17 protein-coding genes are annotated in these 18,441 nt (G+C 60.7%); 3 read left to right on the forward strand and 14 right to left on the reverse strand.

Annotated elements, in window-relative coordinates; translation table 11 throughout:
- Nucleotides 1-6: 6 nt before the first annotated feature.
- From hemL to CS919_RS04575, 4 genes are all read right to left on the reverse strand, one after another.
- Nucleotides 7-1,338 (reverse strand): glutamate-1-semialdehyde 2,1-aminomutase, encoded by a 1,332-nt coding sequence (gene hemL, locus CS919_RS04560; protein ID WP_268803747.1) that lies wholly within the window; start codon nucleotides 1,336-1,338, stop codon nucleotides 7-9.
- 86 nt (nucleotides 1,339-1,424) lie between these two features.
- Nucleotides 1,425-4,262, reverse strand: a complete 2,838-nt coding sequence (locus CS919_RS04565; RefSeq protein WP_234990817.1) for a heavy metal translocating P-type ATPase — start codon at nucleotides 4,260-4,262, stop codon at nucleotides 1,425-1,427.
- A 123-nt stretch (nucleotides 4,263-4,385) separates the two neighbouring features.
- On the reverse strand, nucleotides 4,386-4,928 hold the full coding sequence (locus tag CS919_RS04570; RefSeq protein WP_099298326.1) for a hypothetical protein: 543 nt from the start codon (nucleotides 4,926-4,928) through the stop codon (nucleotides 4,386-4,388).
- Between the two features lie 18 nt (nucleotides 4,929-4,946).
- Entirely contained in the window at nucleotides 4,947-5,663 is a 717-nt protein-coding gene (locus tag CS919_RS04575) for a hypothetical protein (RefSeq protein ID WP_143341752.1), read from the reverse strand.
- An 83-nt stretch (nucleotides 5,664-5,746) separates the two neighbouring features.
- On the opposite strand from CS919_RS04575, the gene CS919_RS04580 reads away from it, so the two are divergent.
- Nucleotides 5,747-6,175: a hypothetical protein gene (locus tag CS919_RS04580; protein ID WP_099298328.1), complete on the forward strand. Its 429-nt coding sequence runs from the start codon at nucleotides 5,747-5,749 to the stop codon at nucleotides 6,173-6,175.
- Nucleotides 6,166-6,831 carry a chymotrypsin family serine protease gene (locus CS919_RS04585; RefSeq protein ID WP_099298329.1) on the forward strand — a complete coding sequence of 222 codons (666 nt, stop codon included), beginning with the start codon at nucleotides 6,166-6,168 and terminating at the stop codon, nucleotides 6,829-6,831. The genes CS919_RS04580 and CS919_RS04585 overlap by 10 nt, the downstream gene beginning before the upstream one ends.
- Nucleotides 6,832-6,867: 36 nt before the next feature.
- On the opposite strand, the gene hemB is transcribed toward CS919_RS04585, so the two are convergent.
- The 5 genes from hemB to CS919_RS04610 form a co-directional block, all read right to left on the reverse strand.
- Nucleotides 6,868-7,887 (reverse strand): porphobilinogen synthase, encoded by a 1,020-nt coding sequence (hemB, locus tag CS919_RS04590; protein WP_200818343.1) that lies wholly within the window; start codon nucleotides 7,885-7,887, stop codon nucleotides 6,868-6,870.
- Nucleotides 7,888-7,925: 38 nt separating this feature from the next.
- Nucleotides 7,926-9,707 (reverse strand): uroporphyrinogen-III synthase, encoded by a 1,782-nt coding sequence (locus tag CS919_RS04595; RefSeq protein ID WP_194187191.1) that lies wholly within the window; start codon nucleotides 9,705-9,707, stop codon nucleotides 7,926-7,928.
- Nucleotides 9,708-9,940: 233 nt separating this feature from the next.
- The gene (gene hemC, locus CS919_RS04600; RefSeq protein WP_099298332.1) at nucleotides 9,941-10,927 is read right to left on the reverse strand and encodes a hydroxymethylbilane synthase; all 987 of its coding nucleotides are present in this window, start codon (nucleotides 10,925-10,927) and stop codon (nucleotides 9,941-9,943) included.
- Nucleotides 10,924-12,399, reverse strand: a complete 1,476-nt coding sequence (locus CS919_RS04605; protein WP_099298333.1) for a glutamyl-tRNA reductase — start codon at nucleotides 12,397-12,399, stop codon at nucleotides 10,924-10,926. The genes hemC and CS919_RS04605 overlap by 4 nt, the downstream gene beginning before the upstream one ends.
- Nucleotides 12,400-12,557: 158 nt before the next feature.
- Nucleotides 12,558-12,851: a glutaredoxin family protein gene (locus CS919_RS04610; protein WP_200818350.1), complete on the reverse strand. Its 294-nt coding sequence runs from the start codon at nucleotides 12,849-12,851 to the stop codon at nucleotides 12,558-12,560.
- An 84-nt stretch (nucleotides 12,852-12,935) separates the two neighbouring features.
- Here CS919_RS04610 and CS919_RS04615 point away from each other — a divergent pair, with 84 nt between their 5' ends.
- Nucleotides 12,936-14,174, forward strand: coding sequence for an HAD family hydrolase (locus tag CS919_RS04615; RefSeq protein ID WP_234990818.1), 1,239 nt, complete (start codon nucleotides 12,936-12,938; stop codon nucleotides 14,172-14,174).
- Between the two features lie 114 nt (nucleotides 14,175-14,288).
- On the opposite strand, the gene CS919_RS04620 is transcribed toward CS919_RS04615, so the two are convergent.
- The 5 genes from CS919_RS04620 to CS919_RS04640 form a co-directional block, all read right to left on the reverse strand.
- Entirely contained in the window at nucleotides 14,289-14,390 is a 102-nt protein-coding gene (locus CS919_RS04620) for a 30S ribosomal protein bS22 (protein WP_003855542.1), read from the reverse strand.
- 332 nt (nucleotides 14,391-14,722) lie between these two features.
- Nucleotides 14,723-14,926 (reverse strand): helix-turn-helix domain-containing protein, encoded by a 204-nt coding sequence (locus CS919_RS04625; RefSeq protein WP_099298336.1) that lies wholly within the window; start codon nucleotides 14,924-14,926, stop codon nucleotides 14,723-14,725.
- Between the two features lie 375 nt (nucleotides 14,927-15,301).
- Nucleotides 15,302-16,132: a pyrroline-5-carboxylate reductase gene (proC, locus tag CS919_RS04630; RefSeq protein WP_099298337.1), complete on the reverse strand. Its 831-nt coding sequence runs from the start codon at nucleotides 16,130-16,132 to the stop codon at nucleotides 15,302-15,304.
- A 139-nt stretch (nucleotides 16,133-16,271) separates the two neighbouring features.
- A complete protein-coding gene (locus CS919_RS04635; protein WP_099298338.1) occupies nucleotides 16,272-17,399 on the reverse strand; it encodes an Rv0497 family membrane protein in 1,128 nt (375 codons plus the stop codon).
- Nucleotides 17,400-17,504: 105 nt separating this feature from the next.
- On the reverse strand, nucleotides 17,505-18,437 hold the full coding sequence (locus tag CS919_RS04640) for a Ppx/GppA family phosphatase (protein ID WP_099298339.1): 933 nt from the start codon (nucleotides 18,435-18,437) through the stop codon (nucleotides 17,505-17,507).
- Nucleotides 18,438-18,441: the final 4 nt, after the last annotated feature.

Below are 18,441 nucleotides of genomic sequence, written 5' to 3' on the forward strand. Positions count from 1 at the left end.
TAGAACCTAAGTAGCACTCGCCTGTGCAGCGGCCTTCGCGGCGTGTGCGGCTGCGTTCTCAATAGCTGCGAAATCCTCGTCCGTCAGGGCGGTGGAGACGAACCAAGTCTCAAACACACTTGGGGGAACAAAGACTCCGTGATCCAGCATGGCGTGGAAGAACGCCGGGAAGCGGAAAGTATCCGCTGCCTGCATATCAGCAAAGTTCTTGCCTTCTTCTTGGCCGAAACGGAAGGAGAACATGTTGCCTGCGCGCTGTACGTGGTGGGCCACGGATTCCTTGCTCAGCGCATCCGAAACCAGCGTGGCCACGGTGTCTGCGTTCTTATCCAGCGTGCGGTAGGTCTCTTCCGTGGCCAGCTGCAAAGAGGTCAAACCAGACGCCACCGCCACCGGGTTTCCGGACAACGTTCCAGCTTGGTAGACGGAGCCCACGGGCGCCAAGTGGTCCATGATGTCTGCGCGGCCACCGAAGGCTGCGGCCGGCAAGCCGCCAGAGACGACCTTGCCGAAGGTGGTCAGATCTCCCGCCACCTGGTCCTTTCCGAACCAACCTTGGCGGCTGACGCGGAATCCGGTCATTACTTCATCCACGATGAGCAGTGCGCCGTCGGCGTGGGCGATTTCCTTGAGCTGTGCATTGAACGAGTTTCCGTCCGCGTCCACGGAGGAGACGGTGCCCATGTTTCCGGGAGTGCCCTCCACGATGACGGCGGCGATCTCACCGGGGTGCTCGGCGAAGGCGTTCTTCACGGCATCAATGTCCCAGTAGGGGGCCACGATGGTATCTGCGGCAGCTCCCTTGGTGATGCCCGGGGAGTCTGGGAGTCCGAAAGTAGCCACGCCAGAACCAGCCGCTACCAGTAGTGAATCGACATGTCCGTGGTAGCAGCCTTCGAACTTCAGGATCTTGTCGCGCCCAGTAAAGCCGCGGGCTAGACGAGTCGCGGACATGGTGGCTTCAGTGCCGGAGTTAACCAGACGCACCTTCTCCACGGACGTGCGGTCCACGATCTCCTGTGCGAGGTCAACCTCGGCAGAGGTTGCAGCGCCGAAGCTCAGACCCTTGGCCGCTGCCTGTTGCACGGCCTCCACGATCTGCGGGTGTGCGTGGCCGTGGATCATCGGACCCCAGGAGCAGAACAGGTCGACGTAAGAGTTTCCATCCTCGTCGTGGAGGCAAGAGCCCTCGGCGCTGGTAATAAACGGCGCGGTTCCACCGACGGAGCCGAATGCGCGAACAGGCGAATTCACGCCGCCGGGGATCAGCGCCTGCGCACGCTGCATCGAATTTGCGCTGGTGCTGTGGTCAAAGTTCGAACCGGTTGAGTCAGACACGAAGAGTCCTACTCCTTAGGAAAGTTGGGGGCCGTTTGTTCCCCAGTGTAGTTTCCCTTTGATTTCGGTTCGCGAGGGTAGCTCCCTTAGTCCGACGCCTTGACGCTGGCTGCCTCAGCCGCGGCCCGAGTAGCAGGCTGATTCAGATGCGGATCGTGTGCATCTCCACGGGCGTGAGTGCGTGCCTGGGCGCGCAACTCTTGGCGCTTCTTCAGCTGGCGCAGTGCCCGCATGCGCTGCAGCTGACCCTGCCAGGAGTGTGTGTGGCTCAGGAGGGAATCATCGAAATTCCTCCGCACCACACGAGAACAGCGCCACTCGACCAATGCGGAGCTGGCCAGCATCGCCACTGGGGCCAGCAACGGATTGAGGAAGCCGAACATGCCCAGAGCGATGGCAAGAACGTTGTAGCCCCACGTCAACCAGATGTTCCAGTCCACGGTGTTACGCACGTGGCGGGTCAAGTTGATGACTTCGGGCAGAGCCTTGACGTCGTCGCGCATAACCACCACGTCTGCGGTGCTCACGGAAACGGAATTTAGATTGGAGTGGCCGGCCATGAGGATGCCCACATCAGCGGCTCGCAGAGCGAGGGTGCTGTCTCGATCGCCGACCATTGCCACGTGATTACCTCGGGCGTGCAAGCTGCGGACGGTGGCTTCCTTGCGGTTCGGGGCGATGCCCGCCAACACTGTGGAAATGCCCAGGGAGTTCGCGATGCGACGTGCCACACGGTACATGTCGCGGGAGAGCATGAACGTTTCAATGTCCATCTCTTCCAAGCGGTCGATGGCATCCGGCGCATCGTCCCGGAAGGAATCACCGATAAGGATCACTCCGCGATCCTTGCCCTTCCATCGCACGAACACTGGGGTACCACCGGAGATGGCGGCCGATGCCAGGCGATGGTCCTTGATCTCTCCCATGTCTCTTGGACGCCACAGCGAAGCCTGCACATGGCGCATCTCCCCTGCTACTGGGATGTCCACAACGCTCTGGAAAGAACCGTCTTCGCTCACGCTGACCTCGCCCACTTCAAGCCAGTGTGGGATCTCGTCACCACCTGCATTGGCATCGCGGGCCTCACGGTCTGCGCGGACAATCGCGCGCGAAACGGCGTGCTCGGATTCCATGGTCAGCGCCGCAGCCACCCGCAAAATTAGATCTGGGTTTTCCCCAGCCGCCGGAGTCAGCCCGATGACCTGCATGGGACCAGTGGTCAGCGTACCTACGCGGTTAAACACGATGGAGTTCACCAGAGCCAACTGGTGAATCGTGCCCGTTTCCCGCAACAAAACTCCCTGGGAGGCAGCGCGGGCCAGACCAAGGCGCAGCGCCAGCGGTGCGGACATCGCCAAAGTCACGGGAGCCACCGCCACCATGATGGACAACGAACTAGCCACTGCGGCATCCAACGATCCAAAGATGGCCAGCCAACCCAGGAAGTTAACGATGGCGATAGCCATCGCCCACGGCACCAGCAAACTCGCGGAGCGGTTCGCCAGCTGCGTGAAGCGATTCTCATCCCGAATAGCGTTGCGCAGCCAGCGCTCCATCGCCGCCAAGCGGGTCTTGGAACCGGTCTGCTGTACACGCAGTTTCAGGGTGGCCCCCGCATTCCGCGCACCCGCGTAAACCTGATCACCCACAGAGACTTCGGTGCGGCGATGCGCGCCGCCCACAGGCCCCATATCCACCATCGACTTGCCCGAGACGACCTCGCAGTCGCTGGGCACCCAACCACCAGTGGGAATGATGATGTCCTCACCGCGCCGCAGCTCCGTAGGAGCCACCATGGACTTGGTGACCTCACCCTTCTTAGATTTGCGCACCACCAACACGTCCGCCTCAAAGGCATTAGTGGGTACGTGGAGAATGGCCTTGGAGCGCAGTTGGTTGCGTCGGGAAAGAAGGCGACCAAACAACAAGAACACCGTGACACCACAGGCCACGTCCAAGAACATTGAATCGCTCACGTCATCGGCGGCCCACTCTCGGGTCATAAAGACCAGGTGAGAATGCCAACCCATGTCCCCAGCCTCGGTAAAAATCAGCGCGTACAGCGAGTAGAGATACGCCAGCACAATCGCCGTGGAACTCGCGCCATCCAGCGCGGAAAGCCCACGGCGCAAACCGCCGAGCATTGCGCGGTGAAAAGGCCACGCGCACCACGTCACCACCGGGGTAGCAAGAGCCAGAGACACCCACTGCCAGCCATCGAACTGCCACTCCAGCACCACATCCAAGGCCACCACCGGCAGGCCAAACAACACGGCAACAAGCAAACGAAGATTGGTGATCAAGTCACGCGCCGTGTGCAAAACCTCAGTGCTATCAAAAGGATTGCGCACCCGGTGCCCCACCATTGAAGGCTCCGCACCACGCGTGCGCGTACTCGCCAACAGACGGGACGGGTCCTTGGCGTGCGAGTGCTTGCGCATCCGGCGCCGGCTCTCCTGCAGGTCCAAGCGCTCCGAACGGCGGCGCAGCGTGGAGGCTGTCATCCAGCCCTCCACGCCCATCGCACGCATATGCTCCAGCAGCTCAGAAGGGTGCACGTACTCCTCAGCGGAAACCCACGCCATCTTGGAGGCGTACACCACCACCGCTTCCACGCCAGGCATTGCGTTGAGATCCACCTCCAGCGAGGTGGCATCTACTGCAGATTCCAGGCCTTCCAGGCGAAACGCGAAGCTGGACAAGCCCGTGCTCCTACGGAACGTCTCGCGCTCCTCGGAAGCCATATCCGCGGCCTTGTCCATGTCAAAGCCCGCAACCTTGGCCGCGGTTCTCGCCTCATGAATAGCGCGCTCAACGGATTCAACGGTGCCTTCCCGGCTGCGAGAATCCGCGGCTGGGGTTCCATCGAACGCGGTCTTGGGAATCCCCCGCACACCTGCGTGCCCTGCACCGTACTCAGCCACTGGCTACTTGCCTTTCTTCACTGCTATTCATGGATCGCCTCAGCGAAACTATCCGCTGCACTTTACATGAAGGTGCCTCTTATTCTAAGGGCCGTATCGCCACAGCAATCTATGTTGCGGGGATTAGTCCCGCACGCTGTCTCCGGGGAGAGTGCCGTCCCCTTCCACGGGTGCTTCGAGGCGGTGTCCTGCGTCGAAGAAAGGATCCGCGGCCGGACGAAACGCCATCAGGCACGCGATCGCCAATGCGAGGGCAAGGACGGCCTGCCCGGGGCCGGTGAATCCGAAGACCCACCCCAGCAGCATGAAGATGATGGCCAGGCAAGAAACCCACAGCAAGATGCGACGGCGCCCGCGATAGCCCAGCCGCAGGCTAAAGCTCAGCCAGGTGACCAGCAATCCCAGCACCGCGTTGATGCCGCCCAAGATCTGCACATTACTGCGCACAAATTCCATACGCTCGGCTTCCTCAGCGTTAGTCGGCTCCCGGCTCCACTCCACGGTCAAGTTCAGGTACCCGCTGAGGACCATGAGCACGCCCACCACCACGAACAGCAAGGAGGCGATCAGCACGATGCGTGGAATGGGATCTCCCGGCTGCCAACCGGTGGTTCTGCGGTTGCGGTCATCAGCGCTAGGGGCCATCGACGGAAACATGGAAGGCATGGGTGCGGTTCTCCAAGTTTAGCGGCGATCGCGGGGGCGAGAGCCGCTGTGATTGTGCGGATGGTTGTTGTCTTCGCGTTCCTTGGCTTCCTTGCGGGCCTTTTTGGCATCGCGTTCTTCTTTTCGACGCCGCTCTACAGCTTCCGCATATTTTTCCACTTCTGCGGAATCAGGAATGCCGAGCCATTCACTGTTGTCCGGGCGGGACATGAACCACACGCCCAGCATCGCGGCCACGCCGGACAGGATGGCGAGGATGCCCAGCAGCAGAACGAACGCAACGGGCATCGTGTTTGGCGAGCTACCGAACAGCAACAGCACCGCCTGCAGGGCCAAGTACACGGATCCAACGTTGAGGAACAAGCGGGAGTACGGACCTCCACGCCCGGCGCGGTATGTCAGCCACGCGCACAGTGCTGCGGCGGCGAGCATCCATATCAGCATGGATACGTTCATGGCCATGACGTGATCGGTGACGTCTCCCTCGCCCAGCACGCTGTTCATGCTGCCGAGGCCGTCTCCTTGTTCCTGCAGCTGAGTCTTCAGCGCTCGTGGATCCACGATGTTGGCCAAGAACTGCACCAGCGCGTAGACCACCTGCATTCCGGCGACGCTCCACCACATCATCACGCCCAGGCGCACATCTTCCGGCGCACCCTTGAGGTTTTTGGCGAGCCCGTCTTTCCGCCCAACCTTCGGCGGCTTCAGCTCTTCTTTGTCCATTTTGCTGCTCATACGAGTGTCTAGCCTACTTGTAGTGCGGACAAGTTGCCCCTTCGAATGCCCGGATTCTCTCTGCACGGATTAACCTTTCTGCAGTGACCAGCTTTTCTCCGATGCCACCTGTGCCGCAGCGCCCGCGGGCCACGTTTGCGGTGTGGACCAGAAACCACCCCGTATGGACCGTGGCCGCTTCTGCAGCGCTGGGGATTTTTATCGTGGCGAGCTGCATGTTTGTCGGCGGTTTCTTTGGTTCTCAAGCGGTGTCTCCTCGCGTGGGTCAGCCCGCCTCCTCGGCGGCGGAGGTTATCGCCGTACTCAACGCTCGGGGTTTGTACGACGCACCTTTCCCCTACCAGGACGACAACCGCGGCACATATACCTACCTGCTCCATTCGCTTGACCCAGACTTCCAGGCGCAAGAAAACGATGCGGTGCAGCGCTTCACTCATTTTCCGGTGCGCCCCGTGCCTACCCAGATGATGTGTGGGGTGATTTTTCCGTCCCGACGCCAGGCATGTCCATAGACATCGATGCCGAATCGGTCTGCACCCTTTCCTTCCTGGGGCATTACATTGGCTCCTCCCAGCCTGCCGCTTTATCCGCTGGTCATTGCATGGAGGCCGACGATGACGGCTTCGTGGAGTGGTCCACCGATGCGTCTGGCTATCCCGTGCGCCCCCTCGGTCAGCGGGATTCCATGCAGCCGCTGGGCAGCTGGGATGTGGAAATCGGCGAAGATAGTCGGCGCTACGGCACTGAGCACGTCCCGGAGCCCGCGCCGATCGCAGAAGGCCGAGAAACGGACTATTCCGCGCTGTCTCTAGAGGATGGCATAGGAACGGACGCGCGCATTGGTGGGCGCTATGACGTCACCACCTTGGCGGGGCCAGCGGATCTGCACGCGGGAATGATGGTGTGCAAGATGGGATTCCGCACCAAGGAAACCTGTGGACCGATCATTTCCTGGAACGGGTCGATGGTGCGGACAAACTTGTTCAGCCTCACCGGAGATTCTGGTTCGCCGCTGTACATCAAGCTGGGCGGAAACCGGGTGGCTGCTTTGGGAATTCTGTCTGGTTCTCCGATCAGCGACGATGGCGGAACCAATGACTACGTCACGGATTTTGCGCTGCTAGAGCCGGTGTTCAGCGCCACCGGCATGCGGTTGGGGCTGCAGTAGCTGGGAACGTGCCCAGCCCGCTGATTGTCCGAACCGCTAGCCTTTGCGCAGCATCTGCGCTGCCTTGGTAGCCCAGTAGGTCAGCACGATGTCCGCACCAGCGCGGCGGATACCCGTGATGGATTCCATGATCGCCGCATCCAAGTCGATCCATCCCCTTTCCGCAACCGCGCTGATCATCGCGTACTCGCCGCTGATCTGATAGGCAGCCACAGGCACTGGAGACATGTCCGCCACTTCCCGCAGTACATCCAGGTAAGGCATCGCGGGCTTGACCATGACCATGTCCGCGCCTTCGTCAATATCCAGTTGGGTCTCCAACAAGGACTCTCGAACGTTGCGGGCATCCTGTTGGTACTGCTTGCGGTCGCCTTCCAAAGAGGATCCCACTGCCTCGCGGAATGGGCCGTAGAAGCTGGACGCGTACTTAGCGGAGTAGGCCATGATGGACACGTTTTCATGTCCGGCCTCGTCTAGGGCTTCGCGGATGCGGCGAACCTGGCCGTCCATCATGCCGGAAGGGCTGACGATGTGGGCACCAGCGTTGGCCTGGGCCACGGCCAAATCGGCGTAGGCATCGAGTGTGGCGTCGTTATCAATAATCGTCTCACCGAAAGAATCGGTACCCAACACACCACAGTGACCATGGTCGGTGAACTCGTCCAAGCAGGTGTCCGCCATCACCAGGATGTCGTTACCAAACTGCTTGCGGACGGACCTCAGAGCGCGGTTGAGCACGCCATCTTCAGCGATTCCGGCGCTGCCGCTGGGATCCTTGTCCTCTTCCTTCGGCACGCCGAACAGATCCACCGCGCCTACTCCCGCTTCCAGGGCTTCCTCGATTGCGTGCAGCAGGGACTTCTCGGTGTGCTGCACCACGCCCGGCAAGCTGGAGATGGGCTTGGGGCCATCGGATTCTGCGCGATCTGCCACGAACATGGGCAGCACAAAACGGTTGGGGTTGAGGTCCGTCTCCGCGGTGAAATTGCGCATCACGGGGTTGGTGCGCAGCCGGCGGGGACGGCGGAACGGAGTGAAAGCATCGGAGCTAGTCATAATGCTTTCCATGCTAGTCCCGCCGACGGTCTGAAGAATCAGACAGGGGTGGCAGCGCCGGAGGCCGCATTTTCCGTCACGGTTGCGGGGTTGCTCACGCCGTTTTTCCGACGACGCCGCCTCTTCCGCGGCGGTGGCAACTGTCCCGCAGCGCGCAGCTCCGCTACGTGTTCAGCCAGCGCATCTACGAGGTCTTCCACACCCGCGTGCTCCGGCATGACATCCACGCGCAGGCCGTGTTCCTTGGCGGTCTGAGCTGCCATCGGGCCAATGCAGGCGATGATGGTTCGCGTGTGCGGCTTGCCCGCGATGCCCACGAGGTTCTTCACGGTGGACGAGGAGGTGAAGCACACCGCATCGAATCCGCCGGTCTTGATCATGTCGCGGATCTCCGGGCTCGGTGGCGCGGCGCGGACGGTGCGGTAAGCCACCACGTCGTCAACTTCCCATCCCAGCTCGATGAGGCCTTCCACCAGCACTTCCGTCGCGATGTCCGCGCGTGGCAGAAGCACGCGATCCACGGGATCCAGGTCCTCATCATGGGCGGGGAATACATCGACCAAGCCGGAGGCGTTGCGCGCGTTGGCGCTCGGCAGCAACTCCGGGGTGATTCCCAGGTCGCGGACGGCCTGGGCGGTCTTTGGACCCACTGCCGCCACGCGCACGCCGGCGAGGGCGCGGGCATCCAGCCCAAACTCGGCGAGCTTGTCCCACGTTGCCTTCACCGCGTTGACGCTGGTGAACACGATCCAGTGGTAGCGACCATCCACCAGACCCTTAATGGCGCGTTCCATCTGGGCTGGACTGCGCGGCGGCTCCACGGCGATGGTGGGAACCTCCACGGGGATGGCACCATGGCCAGCCAGGCGCGCGCTCATGGGACCAGCCTGGTTCTTGGCGCGAGGCACCAGCACGGTCCAACCGTAGAGCGCGCGGTTTTCCCACCAGGAGTACTTGGAGCGCTGCGCGGGATCCGCCTGCGAACCGATGGTGACCAGCAGTTCATCTGGCAGATCGCCATCCTTTGCCGCGGGGCCGGAGGCAGCGGCGATGGACTTGAGGGTATCCAGGGTCACGTCATAGCTACGCTGACGACGAGTGGTGGCATGCACCGTGACCGTGGCCGGGGTGGAGCCAGGGATATCGCGATGCTTGAGTTCGTTGGCCACTCCCGCCAGGTTGCTGGGAGCTGCGGTGAGGATCAGGGGCAGTCCAGCGCTGGCCAGCTGGTCCCAGTCCGCTCCTTCGCGGACGTCGGCGACAGTCACGTCTGGTCCCACACCAATGCCGGTAAACGCTGGAGCAGCAGCTGCCCCAGTCATTCCGGGGATGACCTGGAATTCCACGTTGGCAGGTGCGGCGAGCGCAGCAACCTCCTGCAGCTCGGCCATAACAGCCTCATTGCTCAGGGGGTTACCTGCTACCAAACGAATCACGTCATCGCCGTGGAGCGCGCGATCGATCATCTCTTGCGCTGTCGTGCGATGCTGATCGTCTTCGGTATCCGGTTCTGCGAGCACGATCTCCGCAGCGCTAGGTGGTTCCGGCTTGGGTGGCTTGCGGCGGGCGCCAGCTTCCTTGGCTGCCTTGACCTTGCTTTCCCACTCCGCTTCGGCGGCCTCTACCTTGTGGATTGGCACCTCGACCTGCTGCGCGATGAGCCGACGTATGCCCACAGTCACTGCGGGATCGACCCACGCGTATGCGGTGTTTTCCAGCACGTCGCGAGCGCGGACGGTCAGGAGATCCGGGTTACCCGGTCCAGCTCCTACAAAGAGGATCCGACCGGTGGCCATCGTGGCGTTTCCGGAATCATTCATGTGTTGGCTTTCCATGTGCGTTGTTCCTCGTACAGCCCCACCGTTGTTCCCGGCCGTAACCGGGGCGATGAGCCCTAGAGCGGCACCGTGCTAAGGCGCTACTCCTAATGAGGGGGGAGAAGAGTGTGAACTATGAAAGTGTGCGGATGCGAGCAGAAGTCAGCGGAAGGTGATTGATCCGCATGCCTTCGCCGCATCCAGGGCGATCAGCTGCTGACGTACGCGGTACGTGGTCAGCGGCTGGCCGCCATGAGTCTGTCTGCACCTGCAGCAAGTAACTCCTGGCCTACGTGTTTACCCACGTCGCGGGCCGCTTCTGCGGACTGTTTCCAGGTGGGATCCAGTAATGTCCGCGTTTCGCCCAGCGGGATAGTGGTTTCCGCCTGACGCACTATTGTCTCGGTTCCATCCATGGCATAGGCACCGCCGTGGACAACCAGGTGCGCGGAGTGTCCGTCTTCGCTGACCTCGATGGTGGAATACGCCGCGACGGGAGCGGAACATCCCGCTTCCAAAGTGGAAAGCACTGCCCGCTCCGCGATCGCCTGGGCGTGGCTTAAAGAATCATCCAGTGGAGCAACGGCCGCGAAGGCAGCGTCATCATCGGCACGCACCTCGATGCTCAGCGCGCCTTGGGCGGGAGCTGGCATCACCAGGAAAGGATCGATGGATTCTGCTGCATTATCCAGCATTCCCACGCGTTCCAGGCCTGCGCGCGCCAGCACCACGGCATCCAGGTCCTCACCAACGCGACCCATGCGCGTGGTGATGTTTCCGCGCAGCGGCATCAGCTGCAGATCTGGGCGCGCAGCCAAAATCTGCGAGACTCGGCGCGGTGCGCCGGTTCCCACGGTCGCGCCGTGCGGCAGTTCCATCAACGGCTTTTTATCCACGCTGATAAGAACTTCGCGTGGATCGACGCGGGGTGGGACCACCGTCCGGAAGCGGGGATCGGGTGCGGTGGGCAGATCCTTGAAGGAGTGCACGGCGATATCGCACTCCTTCTCACTGAGCGCCTTGCGGAGGGTTTCAGTGAACACGCCAATGCCGATCTTGGCAACGGGTGTCTGCGCAGCTTGGGAGGCATCCCCGGGGGTATGCACGATGTGCAGTTCTGCCTGTGCCCCATGCTCGGCAATGCCCTCGCGGACGTGTCCGGACTGGGTGGTGGCCAGCAGAGAGCCACGGGTACCGATGAGGAACGTTCGTTGTTCGGTCATGAGTTCTCCCCCTGGTTGTCTTGAGCCTGATTGATTTGCACCGTATTAACTTGCGCGTTGTTGTTAAGCACGCGGATGGCGCTGCCTAAGTTGCCCGCTCGCGCGACGGAAGCCGTGGCACTGTTGGGCTCGGTCACGGATTGCACCGCGCCTGTCGGCAGTTGGAAAAGAGCAGCCAGGGCGTCCGGGTAACTGACGTGCGCACCGCCAGCGGACAGGCGCTTGGCCTGCACGGTGGGCGTGTGCAACAGCTTGTCTACGAACCTCCGCATGCTGCGTTCCACCAGCTGCCGGTCCTCCGCGGACATCTCCGGCGTACTGCGCTCGAGCACGAGCAGTTCGTCCGCCATCAGGTCCACAGCCTTCTTGCGCAGCGCCTTAACGGTCGGGATCACGGCTTGGGCGCGCTGCTGCTCGAGGAAGGATTCGAGCTCTTCCTTGACGATCGAACGAGCGGGATCTTCATCTTCCACGCTCTCGCCCGCCATGGTGGTGAGCTCTTCGATGTTGAGCAGGTGCACCTGGGGCAGTTCCGCGGCGGCTTGTTCGATGTCACGAGGCATGGACAGATCCACGAGCGCCAGTGGCTTGTCCTGAGCACCCTGCTGCTCGCGCGCTGCGGCGACGTGCTCCGCCAAAACCACGTGTCCGGCAGCTCCCGTTGCCGACACAACTATGTCCACCTCTCCCAGCACGGGTGGCATGTCCGTCAGTGGAACGGCGGTGGCGCTGACTCCCGCCTGCCGTGCGTGTGAAGCCAAGTTTTCCGCTCGGCTGAGCGTGCGGTTGGCGACCGACACGTGGTCGATTCCCAACCGGCCGAGGTAGGTCGAGGCCAGCGATGCCATAGCGCCAGCGCCGATGACCAGCGCGCGGTGGTTGTTCATCGGGGCCTGGTCATTTTTGTCGACGCCAAGGCGGTCCAGCGCCTTGTCCACCGAGAACGAGACCATGGACGCACCAGCTGTGTCGATGTTGGTCTCGGAGTGCACACGCTTGCCCGTGTGCAGAGCGCGCTGTGTGAGGTCATGCAGGGTGCGGCCGACTGTGCCGATCTCATTGGCTTGCTGATATGCCTCGCGCAGCTGCCCGATGATCTGCTGTTCGCCTACCACCATCGAGTCCAGACCGGAGGCCACATTGAGCATGTGCTCTGCGGCGGAATCCGCGTAGTGAACGTACAAGTGCGGTTCCAGCTCTTCCATGGGAAGCCCAGAGAAGTCGGCGATGGTATCCACAACGTGGTCTAGGCCAGAGTGGAAAGCATTGGCCACCGTGTAGAACTCCATGCGGTTACAGGTGGAGAGCACCAGAGATTCGGAGATCGCATCTGTCTCCAGCATTGCCAGCTGAAGCTTTGGCAGTTCCGTGTCCGCTAAGGAGACCTTCTCCAGAACTGGGACGGGTGCGGAGCGAAAAGACAGTCCCACCAGCAACACCGCTGCGGTGCCAGTAGCTGCGCTAACGTCCATACCTAAACCAGGCCTCCTGCATGCGTGTCACCCCGGGTAGGCCGCGTGTATTTAAATTCGCGCGTGGCTGCCTTTTTCTGCAAGGAAGCCCTCGGGTATTTACGGACTCCTACGCTATCCCTTAACCCACCCCAATGACAAAACGATGGGGCTGGGTGTTATAGAGGGCGATCCAGTTCAGCAGCCAACTCCGCGTTGTCAACTTCCCAACAGGCAAACTCTTCGTCATCCACCAGCACCACAGGAACGCGGTCCCCGAATTCTTGCGCCAGCTCCGCATCGCCATGCGGCCCGTCCAGCTGGATCACTTCAAACCGAGCGCCCGCTGCCTGCACCACGGGCAGAATCTGTTCGTGTACCCGCGCGCAGGAACCACAGGTAGAACGCACCAACAGGCTCACCACATGAGCGGCCTTAGGGGAAGCGGACGCAGAGAATTCACCATCAATCACATCTACAAGGTTAACCCAGCGTGCCCAGTAGATAAGACTTCCAAAGGTTTCCCCCGCCTTAAGCAACCGAGTAGTTTGGTGTACGTGATCAACAAGCCCGGCAATGCAGAGGATGCGCATCCCGAACCGCGGGAGACCGGCGTATCCGCCGCGTTCGATGCACTCGAGGATTCCGCATCCGGCGTGGCCAGCAACTTCCGCAGCACGGTACGCGATTTCCTAGCCCGCCACGTATTCCCCAGCCGCGGCGAAAAAGCTCAGCAGGAAGCCGGCGAGGCCTCCGTGCAACACGCCCTGACCGCTCTATCCGGCCCACAGGCTGAGGCGGAAGATGCGGAGTTGGCGTCGGAAACAAAGAGCACACCCACCACAGCCCGATGGCAGGCACTCAACCCAGATGCGCCCGGAGACACCAACAAGGACGCGATCAACAAGCTGGCACAAGAACTCGACGTTCCTGACGATGCTCTGCGAGACGGCCTGCGCAATCTCCACGGCGCAGCAGAAGCCGCAGGTGGCGCGAACATTCTCAACACCCCAGACCCCACGATTCCGCAGGATGCGGGCGCTGCCGCGTTCTTCGACGTAGACAACACCCTGATCAAGGGCGCCTCGATCCTGCTATTCGCGCGGGGTCTGGTCCGCAGACGCTTCTTCGGGGTGGGCGAAGTGCTCGGGTTTGTTTGGAAGCAGCTCAAGTTCCGCATGTCCGGCGAAAACCAAGGGGACATTGACCAAGGACGCGAACAAGCTTTGGCGCTGGTCAAGGGGCACAAGGTTGCTGATTTGACGGAGATGGCCGAGGAGATTTGGGCTGCCAGCATCTCCGAGCGCATCTTCCCCGGCACCAAAGAACTGGCAGACATGCATCTGGAAGCCGGCCACCAAGTATGGCTCGTGACCGCGGCACCTGTTCAGCTGGCACAGATCATCGCCCGGGAGCTGGGTTTCACCGGCGCTCTAGGAACGGTCGCTGAGGTTCAGGACGGCGTGTTCACCGGCCGCATGGTGGGTGACATGCTGCACGGGCCAGGCAAGAAGCATGCAGTGGTGGCGCTGGCAGCCTACGAAGACCTCGACCTGACCCGATGCACGGCGTACTCGGATTCCATCAACGACGTACCGATGTTGTCCATGGTGGGCACGGCCGTGGCAGTCAACCCAGATACGCGGTTGCGGCGCACAGCGCAGCGCAACGGCTGGGAGATCCGCGACTACCGGCGAAGTAGGAAGATCGCCCGTGTGGGCGGTACAGCAGCGGCGGCGGGGGCTGCTGCAGCTGGCGGGTACTGGATCAGCCGCGGCGGATCCAAGAAGTCATAGAAGATCTCTCTAGAAACGCGAAACTCCGCCAACCGTGGTGCGGTGGCACCTCGGTTGGCGGAGCAGCAGAACTACATCCGCGAGCGCGAAAGAATCCCCACGGATCGTTTCGGCTTACTTGCCCAACTTCCGTCGCTGAACGCGGGTACGGCGGAGCATCTTGCGGTGCTTCTTCTTGGACATACGCTTGCGGCGCTTCTTGATCACAGAGCCCATAGCGGGAACCTCACTTCTAATTGGTCGATCTTGTACAGTTATCAGCCCGCCTAACCGTGACGATCGGCCTATGCTCTGCACGTAATGCGCAGGGTATGGAAGTTCAGTTTCAGCTGATCTTCAAGCCGTTTCGCCGTAGCGGGCGGAAACTGTGCCGGGGCGGCCGACACGAATGGTGCATAGTCTACCGTTTCACCGGCGGCTAAAACAAAAAGCCCCTCATCTCCCATCGCCGTAAAGCCCGGAAGCTTAAGGCGAATAAGAAACGGGGGCTTCGTGGTCCAAGTGGGCTGAGAGCGTATAACACCCGCAGCCAGACCTAGGTCAGATGCTTAACCAGCCTGATTGGTGGATTTGTACACGCTGGAGCCGAGGTAATCCTCCACTGCCTTCTCGTGAACTCGGAAGGAGCGTCCTACCTGTACTGCTGGCAGTTCACCGGAGTGAACCAAGCGATAAACCGTCATCTTCGAGACGCGCATCAGCTCTGCCACCTCAGCAACGGTGAGGTAGATTCCATTCTCATTGCTTGCCATCAATCATCACTTTCTAGGCTTTCTTGCATGATGCAGGCTTCCCCTCCTGCAGGACGTCACACAAGAATTGCTGTGTGCCATCATAACTTGAAGAGTGGGGTAGATGTATAACACGGGGGAGATTGCAACGATTGTTATCCGTTGTTAATTGGTGTGACGGAAAGCATCGATAGGGTCTTAACTATTCTGGCGTGGCAAAAGTTATAAAAATACGCTGGAGTGCCCACCGAGTCACTCGAGTTACCTTCTCCCCCACCTGGCACCCCCGTGCACTTTTGGTACGTGCCGCTTCCGGAAAAAAGACCTCCGGCCATCCCGGAGGTCTTTGCCACACATGCTTGCGCTAAGCCCGCTAATCGCAGCGGGAGTCAATGACTAGTCAGACTTGCCCAGCTCGATGGAGCGGTCCTTACATGCTTGCATAGCTCGGTAGAAAGCCGTGCGGAGGCCTTCCTCGTCCAGGGTGCGGGTAGCAGCCGAGGTGGTGCCTCCCGGGGAGGACACCTTGGTGCGCAGCGTGACGGGATCATCCCCACCGTCTTCGGACTGCCCCTTGGCCATCATCGTGGCCGCGCCCTCAGCAGTGGCCACAGCCAGCTGCTCAGCCAGTACGCGTGGCAGACCTAGGTTCACGCCTGCGTCGATCATGGCCTCGGTGACCATGAAGTAGTACGCAGGGCCAGAGCCGGAGATCGCCGTGACTGCGTCAATGTCCTTCTCCTTAACGATCACCACGGTGCCCGTGGCGGACATCAGGTCCTGCACGGCTTCCACGTGGTTCTTCTCTGCGAAGCGACCACCAGCCAGCGCAGAGGCGCCCTTGCCCACGAGCATGGGGGTGTTCGGCATCACGCGAACCACAGGGGTTCCGGCAGGCAGAACGCTTTCCATAGCCTTGTTGGTCACGCCAGCGGCAAGGGAGACCACCACGGTCTCGTCGCCGTTCGAATCCACCGTGTCCGTAATGTCCTGCAGCGCGATGGGCACGATGTCCGGCTTGACCGCGATAAACACGAAGTCCGAGCCGTCTGCAGCCTCAGCGCTGTCCTCAGTGGTCACCACGCCGTACTGGTCCTTGAGTTGCTCAAGGCGCTCGGTCGTTGGGTCAGCAACGATAATGCTCTTCGGGTCAGCACCGTCTCCCAGAATTCCTGAGAGCAATGCCTCGCCGATGTTTCCTCCACCAATAATTCCAATTCGAGTCATGCCATTCACTGTGCCAGCGTTTTGCCAATCCTGCCACGAGCACTCCCCTTAGCGTGGTGTTGTCATGGCCTAATGGACCGAATCCGTGCGCAAGAAAAACCCTCCGGAGATTACCGGAGGGTGTGTACCGCGTGAGGCGCTAGATTCCTATGACGAACCGCGGTCCGAATGTCAGGATCAGCCCCACCACCAGGGCCAAGATCATGAGCAGCTTGTCATTGTGGCGCAGCAGCGCGTGTACCAAGCCAACCAGCACCAAAGTGACGGCCAAGGCCAGCACCAGCACCACGATGGATGGCAGGTTGGACCACATCAGGCTGAAGCCAAAGAAGATGCCCACGCCCGCGGCAATCGCAACCACTGCCTGTAGCAGCATCGCTGGCCAGGAGATCGTGTCATCTTCGTAGTCGATGACTTCGTCTTCATCCAGGCTGGCTTCCAGAGCCGCAAACTCGTCTGGCTTGCGGTCCTTCTTCTTTGGCAGCGGTTTGCGCTCGCGGGTGGATGGTTGCGCGTCGTTGTTCTTATCGTTGTTTTTGTCCGACGCCACCTCCTTCGCTTCAGCTTTTGTCTTATCTTCAGCAGAAGCAGAGGAAGCGGATGCGGATGCGGTAGAAGCAGCGTCGGTACCAGCAGCGGCAGCACCTCCACCGATCAGAGCGGACTCAGCAGCGCGGGCTTCCTTGCCAGATACCGGGGTGGCAGCCTTTTCTCGCTTACGAGACTCTGTCTGTGCTGGCTTCTGTTCCTTGGCAGTATCGGCCTTGTCGGCTGGCTTTGCGTCTACAGGCTTCCTGTCCGCGGCCTTCTCAGTCGGCTTCTTGCCCGCCACCGGCTGCGCAGCAGCTGGCTGCTTTACTGGAGACTTGTGCTCTTCAGCCTTGGTTTGATCCTTAGCCTTAACCTTGGTTTCAGGCTTGGTGTCAAACGAGGATTGGCGCTTCGTCTCAGAATCCGGGACGGCTGCCATCTGGTTGGTGGTTTCGCCAGGCTTTTCCGCCTTGCGGGTGATCTTCTCACCAGCAGCATCCTTGGCGGCTGTTCTTTTAGCTGTTTCGGTAGAGCCTGCAGCCTTGGCAGACTTGGAGGCCTTGTGCTCGTCAACGTCATCCTGAGTAACGACAGGTATGGAACCGGTCAGCTCCGCAACGGAGACACCACCGGTTTCTAGGTTGCGGCGCCTCCGCCGGGGGCGCTCGGTAGAGCTTTCAGATGAACCGCGCCCGTTCCGGGCTAGCAGCTCAGCGACTGTCAGCTTCTCACTCATCAATCGTTCCCATCAAGATCCAACGCGCTCTGATCCATTTTACTTAGACCTTTACCTTACAGTCAGACATGCGCATTCACGCATCACCACAAGGTTAAAACTCCATTACTCCAGCAAAACCTGATCAGTTTGCCTGAAAATTACCCCTTCTCGTAGTGCCCATGGGCACATATGAAGGGTTTCGATGCCCAATTTACGCATCGTAGCTTCAGCTACCAAAGCGCCCGCGACCACTTGGTGTGAACGATCCGAGCTCACGCCTTCCAATTCCGCGCGATCCGCCGCCGTCATGCGAGAGATAAACGCAATTAATTGGCGCAAACCTGCCTGGGTCAACGTGCGCTTGACCCGAGGTCCTGCAGAACTTGGGGCCGCACCAGTCAAACGCGCCAACATGCGGAACGTTTTGGACGTTCCCACGGCCAAATCCAGTGGACCGGAGTCCAATAGTTGGGCCACGGGATCTTCCAAAGTGGAATCAATATAGTCCCGCAGATCAGCAATTACCTTTTTATCCGGCGGATCGGTCTCAAACCACTCTCGAGTCAGTCGCGCCGCGCCCAAGTTCACAGAACACGCCACGTCGGGGTTCTCGTTGGTACCAATGGACATCTCCAGCGAACCGCCACCAATATCCAGATCGCAGATGCGGCCAGCAGACCATCCATACCAGCGCCGCACGGCCAGGAATGTCAGCCGAGCTTCTTCTTCGCCGGAGAGAATCTGCAGATTGACCCCGGTTTCCTTCCGGAGCTTGGCCAGCACGTCCTCAGAGTTCGTTGCCGAACGGATGGCCGAGGTAGCAAACGGAAGCATCTCATCGCAGCGGAACTGCTCAGACATTTCCTTGGCCAGCGCTACGCCGTTGAAGAGCCGTTCCTGGCCCTTTTTGTTGATGGCACCCTTGCTGTCCAGGTACTCCACCAAGCGCATGGGGGTTTTCCAATTGCTCATTGGAGTAGGCGGTCCGCCCCGCTGGGCATCAACCACCACTAAATGAACAGTGTTACTTCCTACGTCAAGGACACCTAATCGCACGGGG

Origin of the sequence: Corynebacterium dentalis, assembly GCF_900232865.1 — a bacterium.
Taxonomy (GTDB): Bacteria; Actinomycetota; Actinomycetes; order Mycobacteriales; family Mycobacteriaceae; genus Corynebacterium; species Corynebacterium dentalis.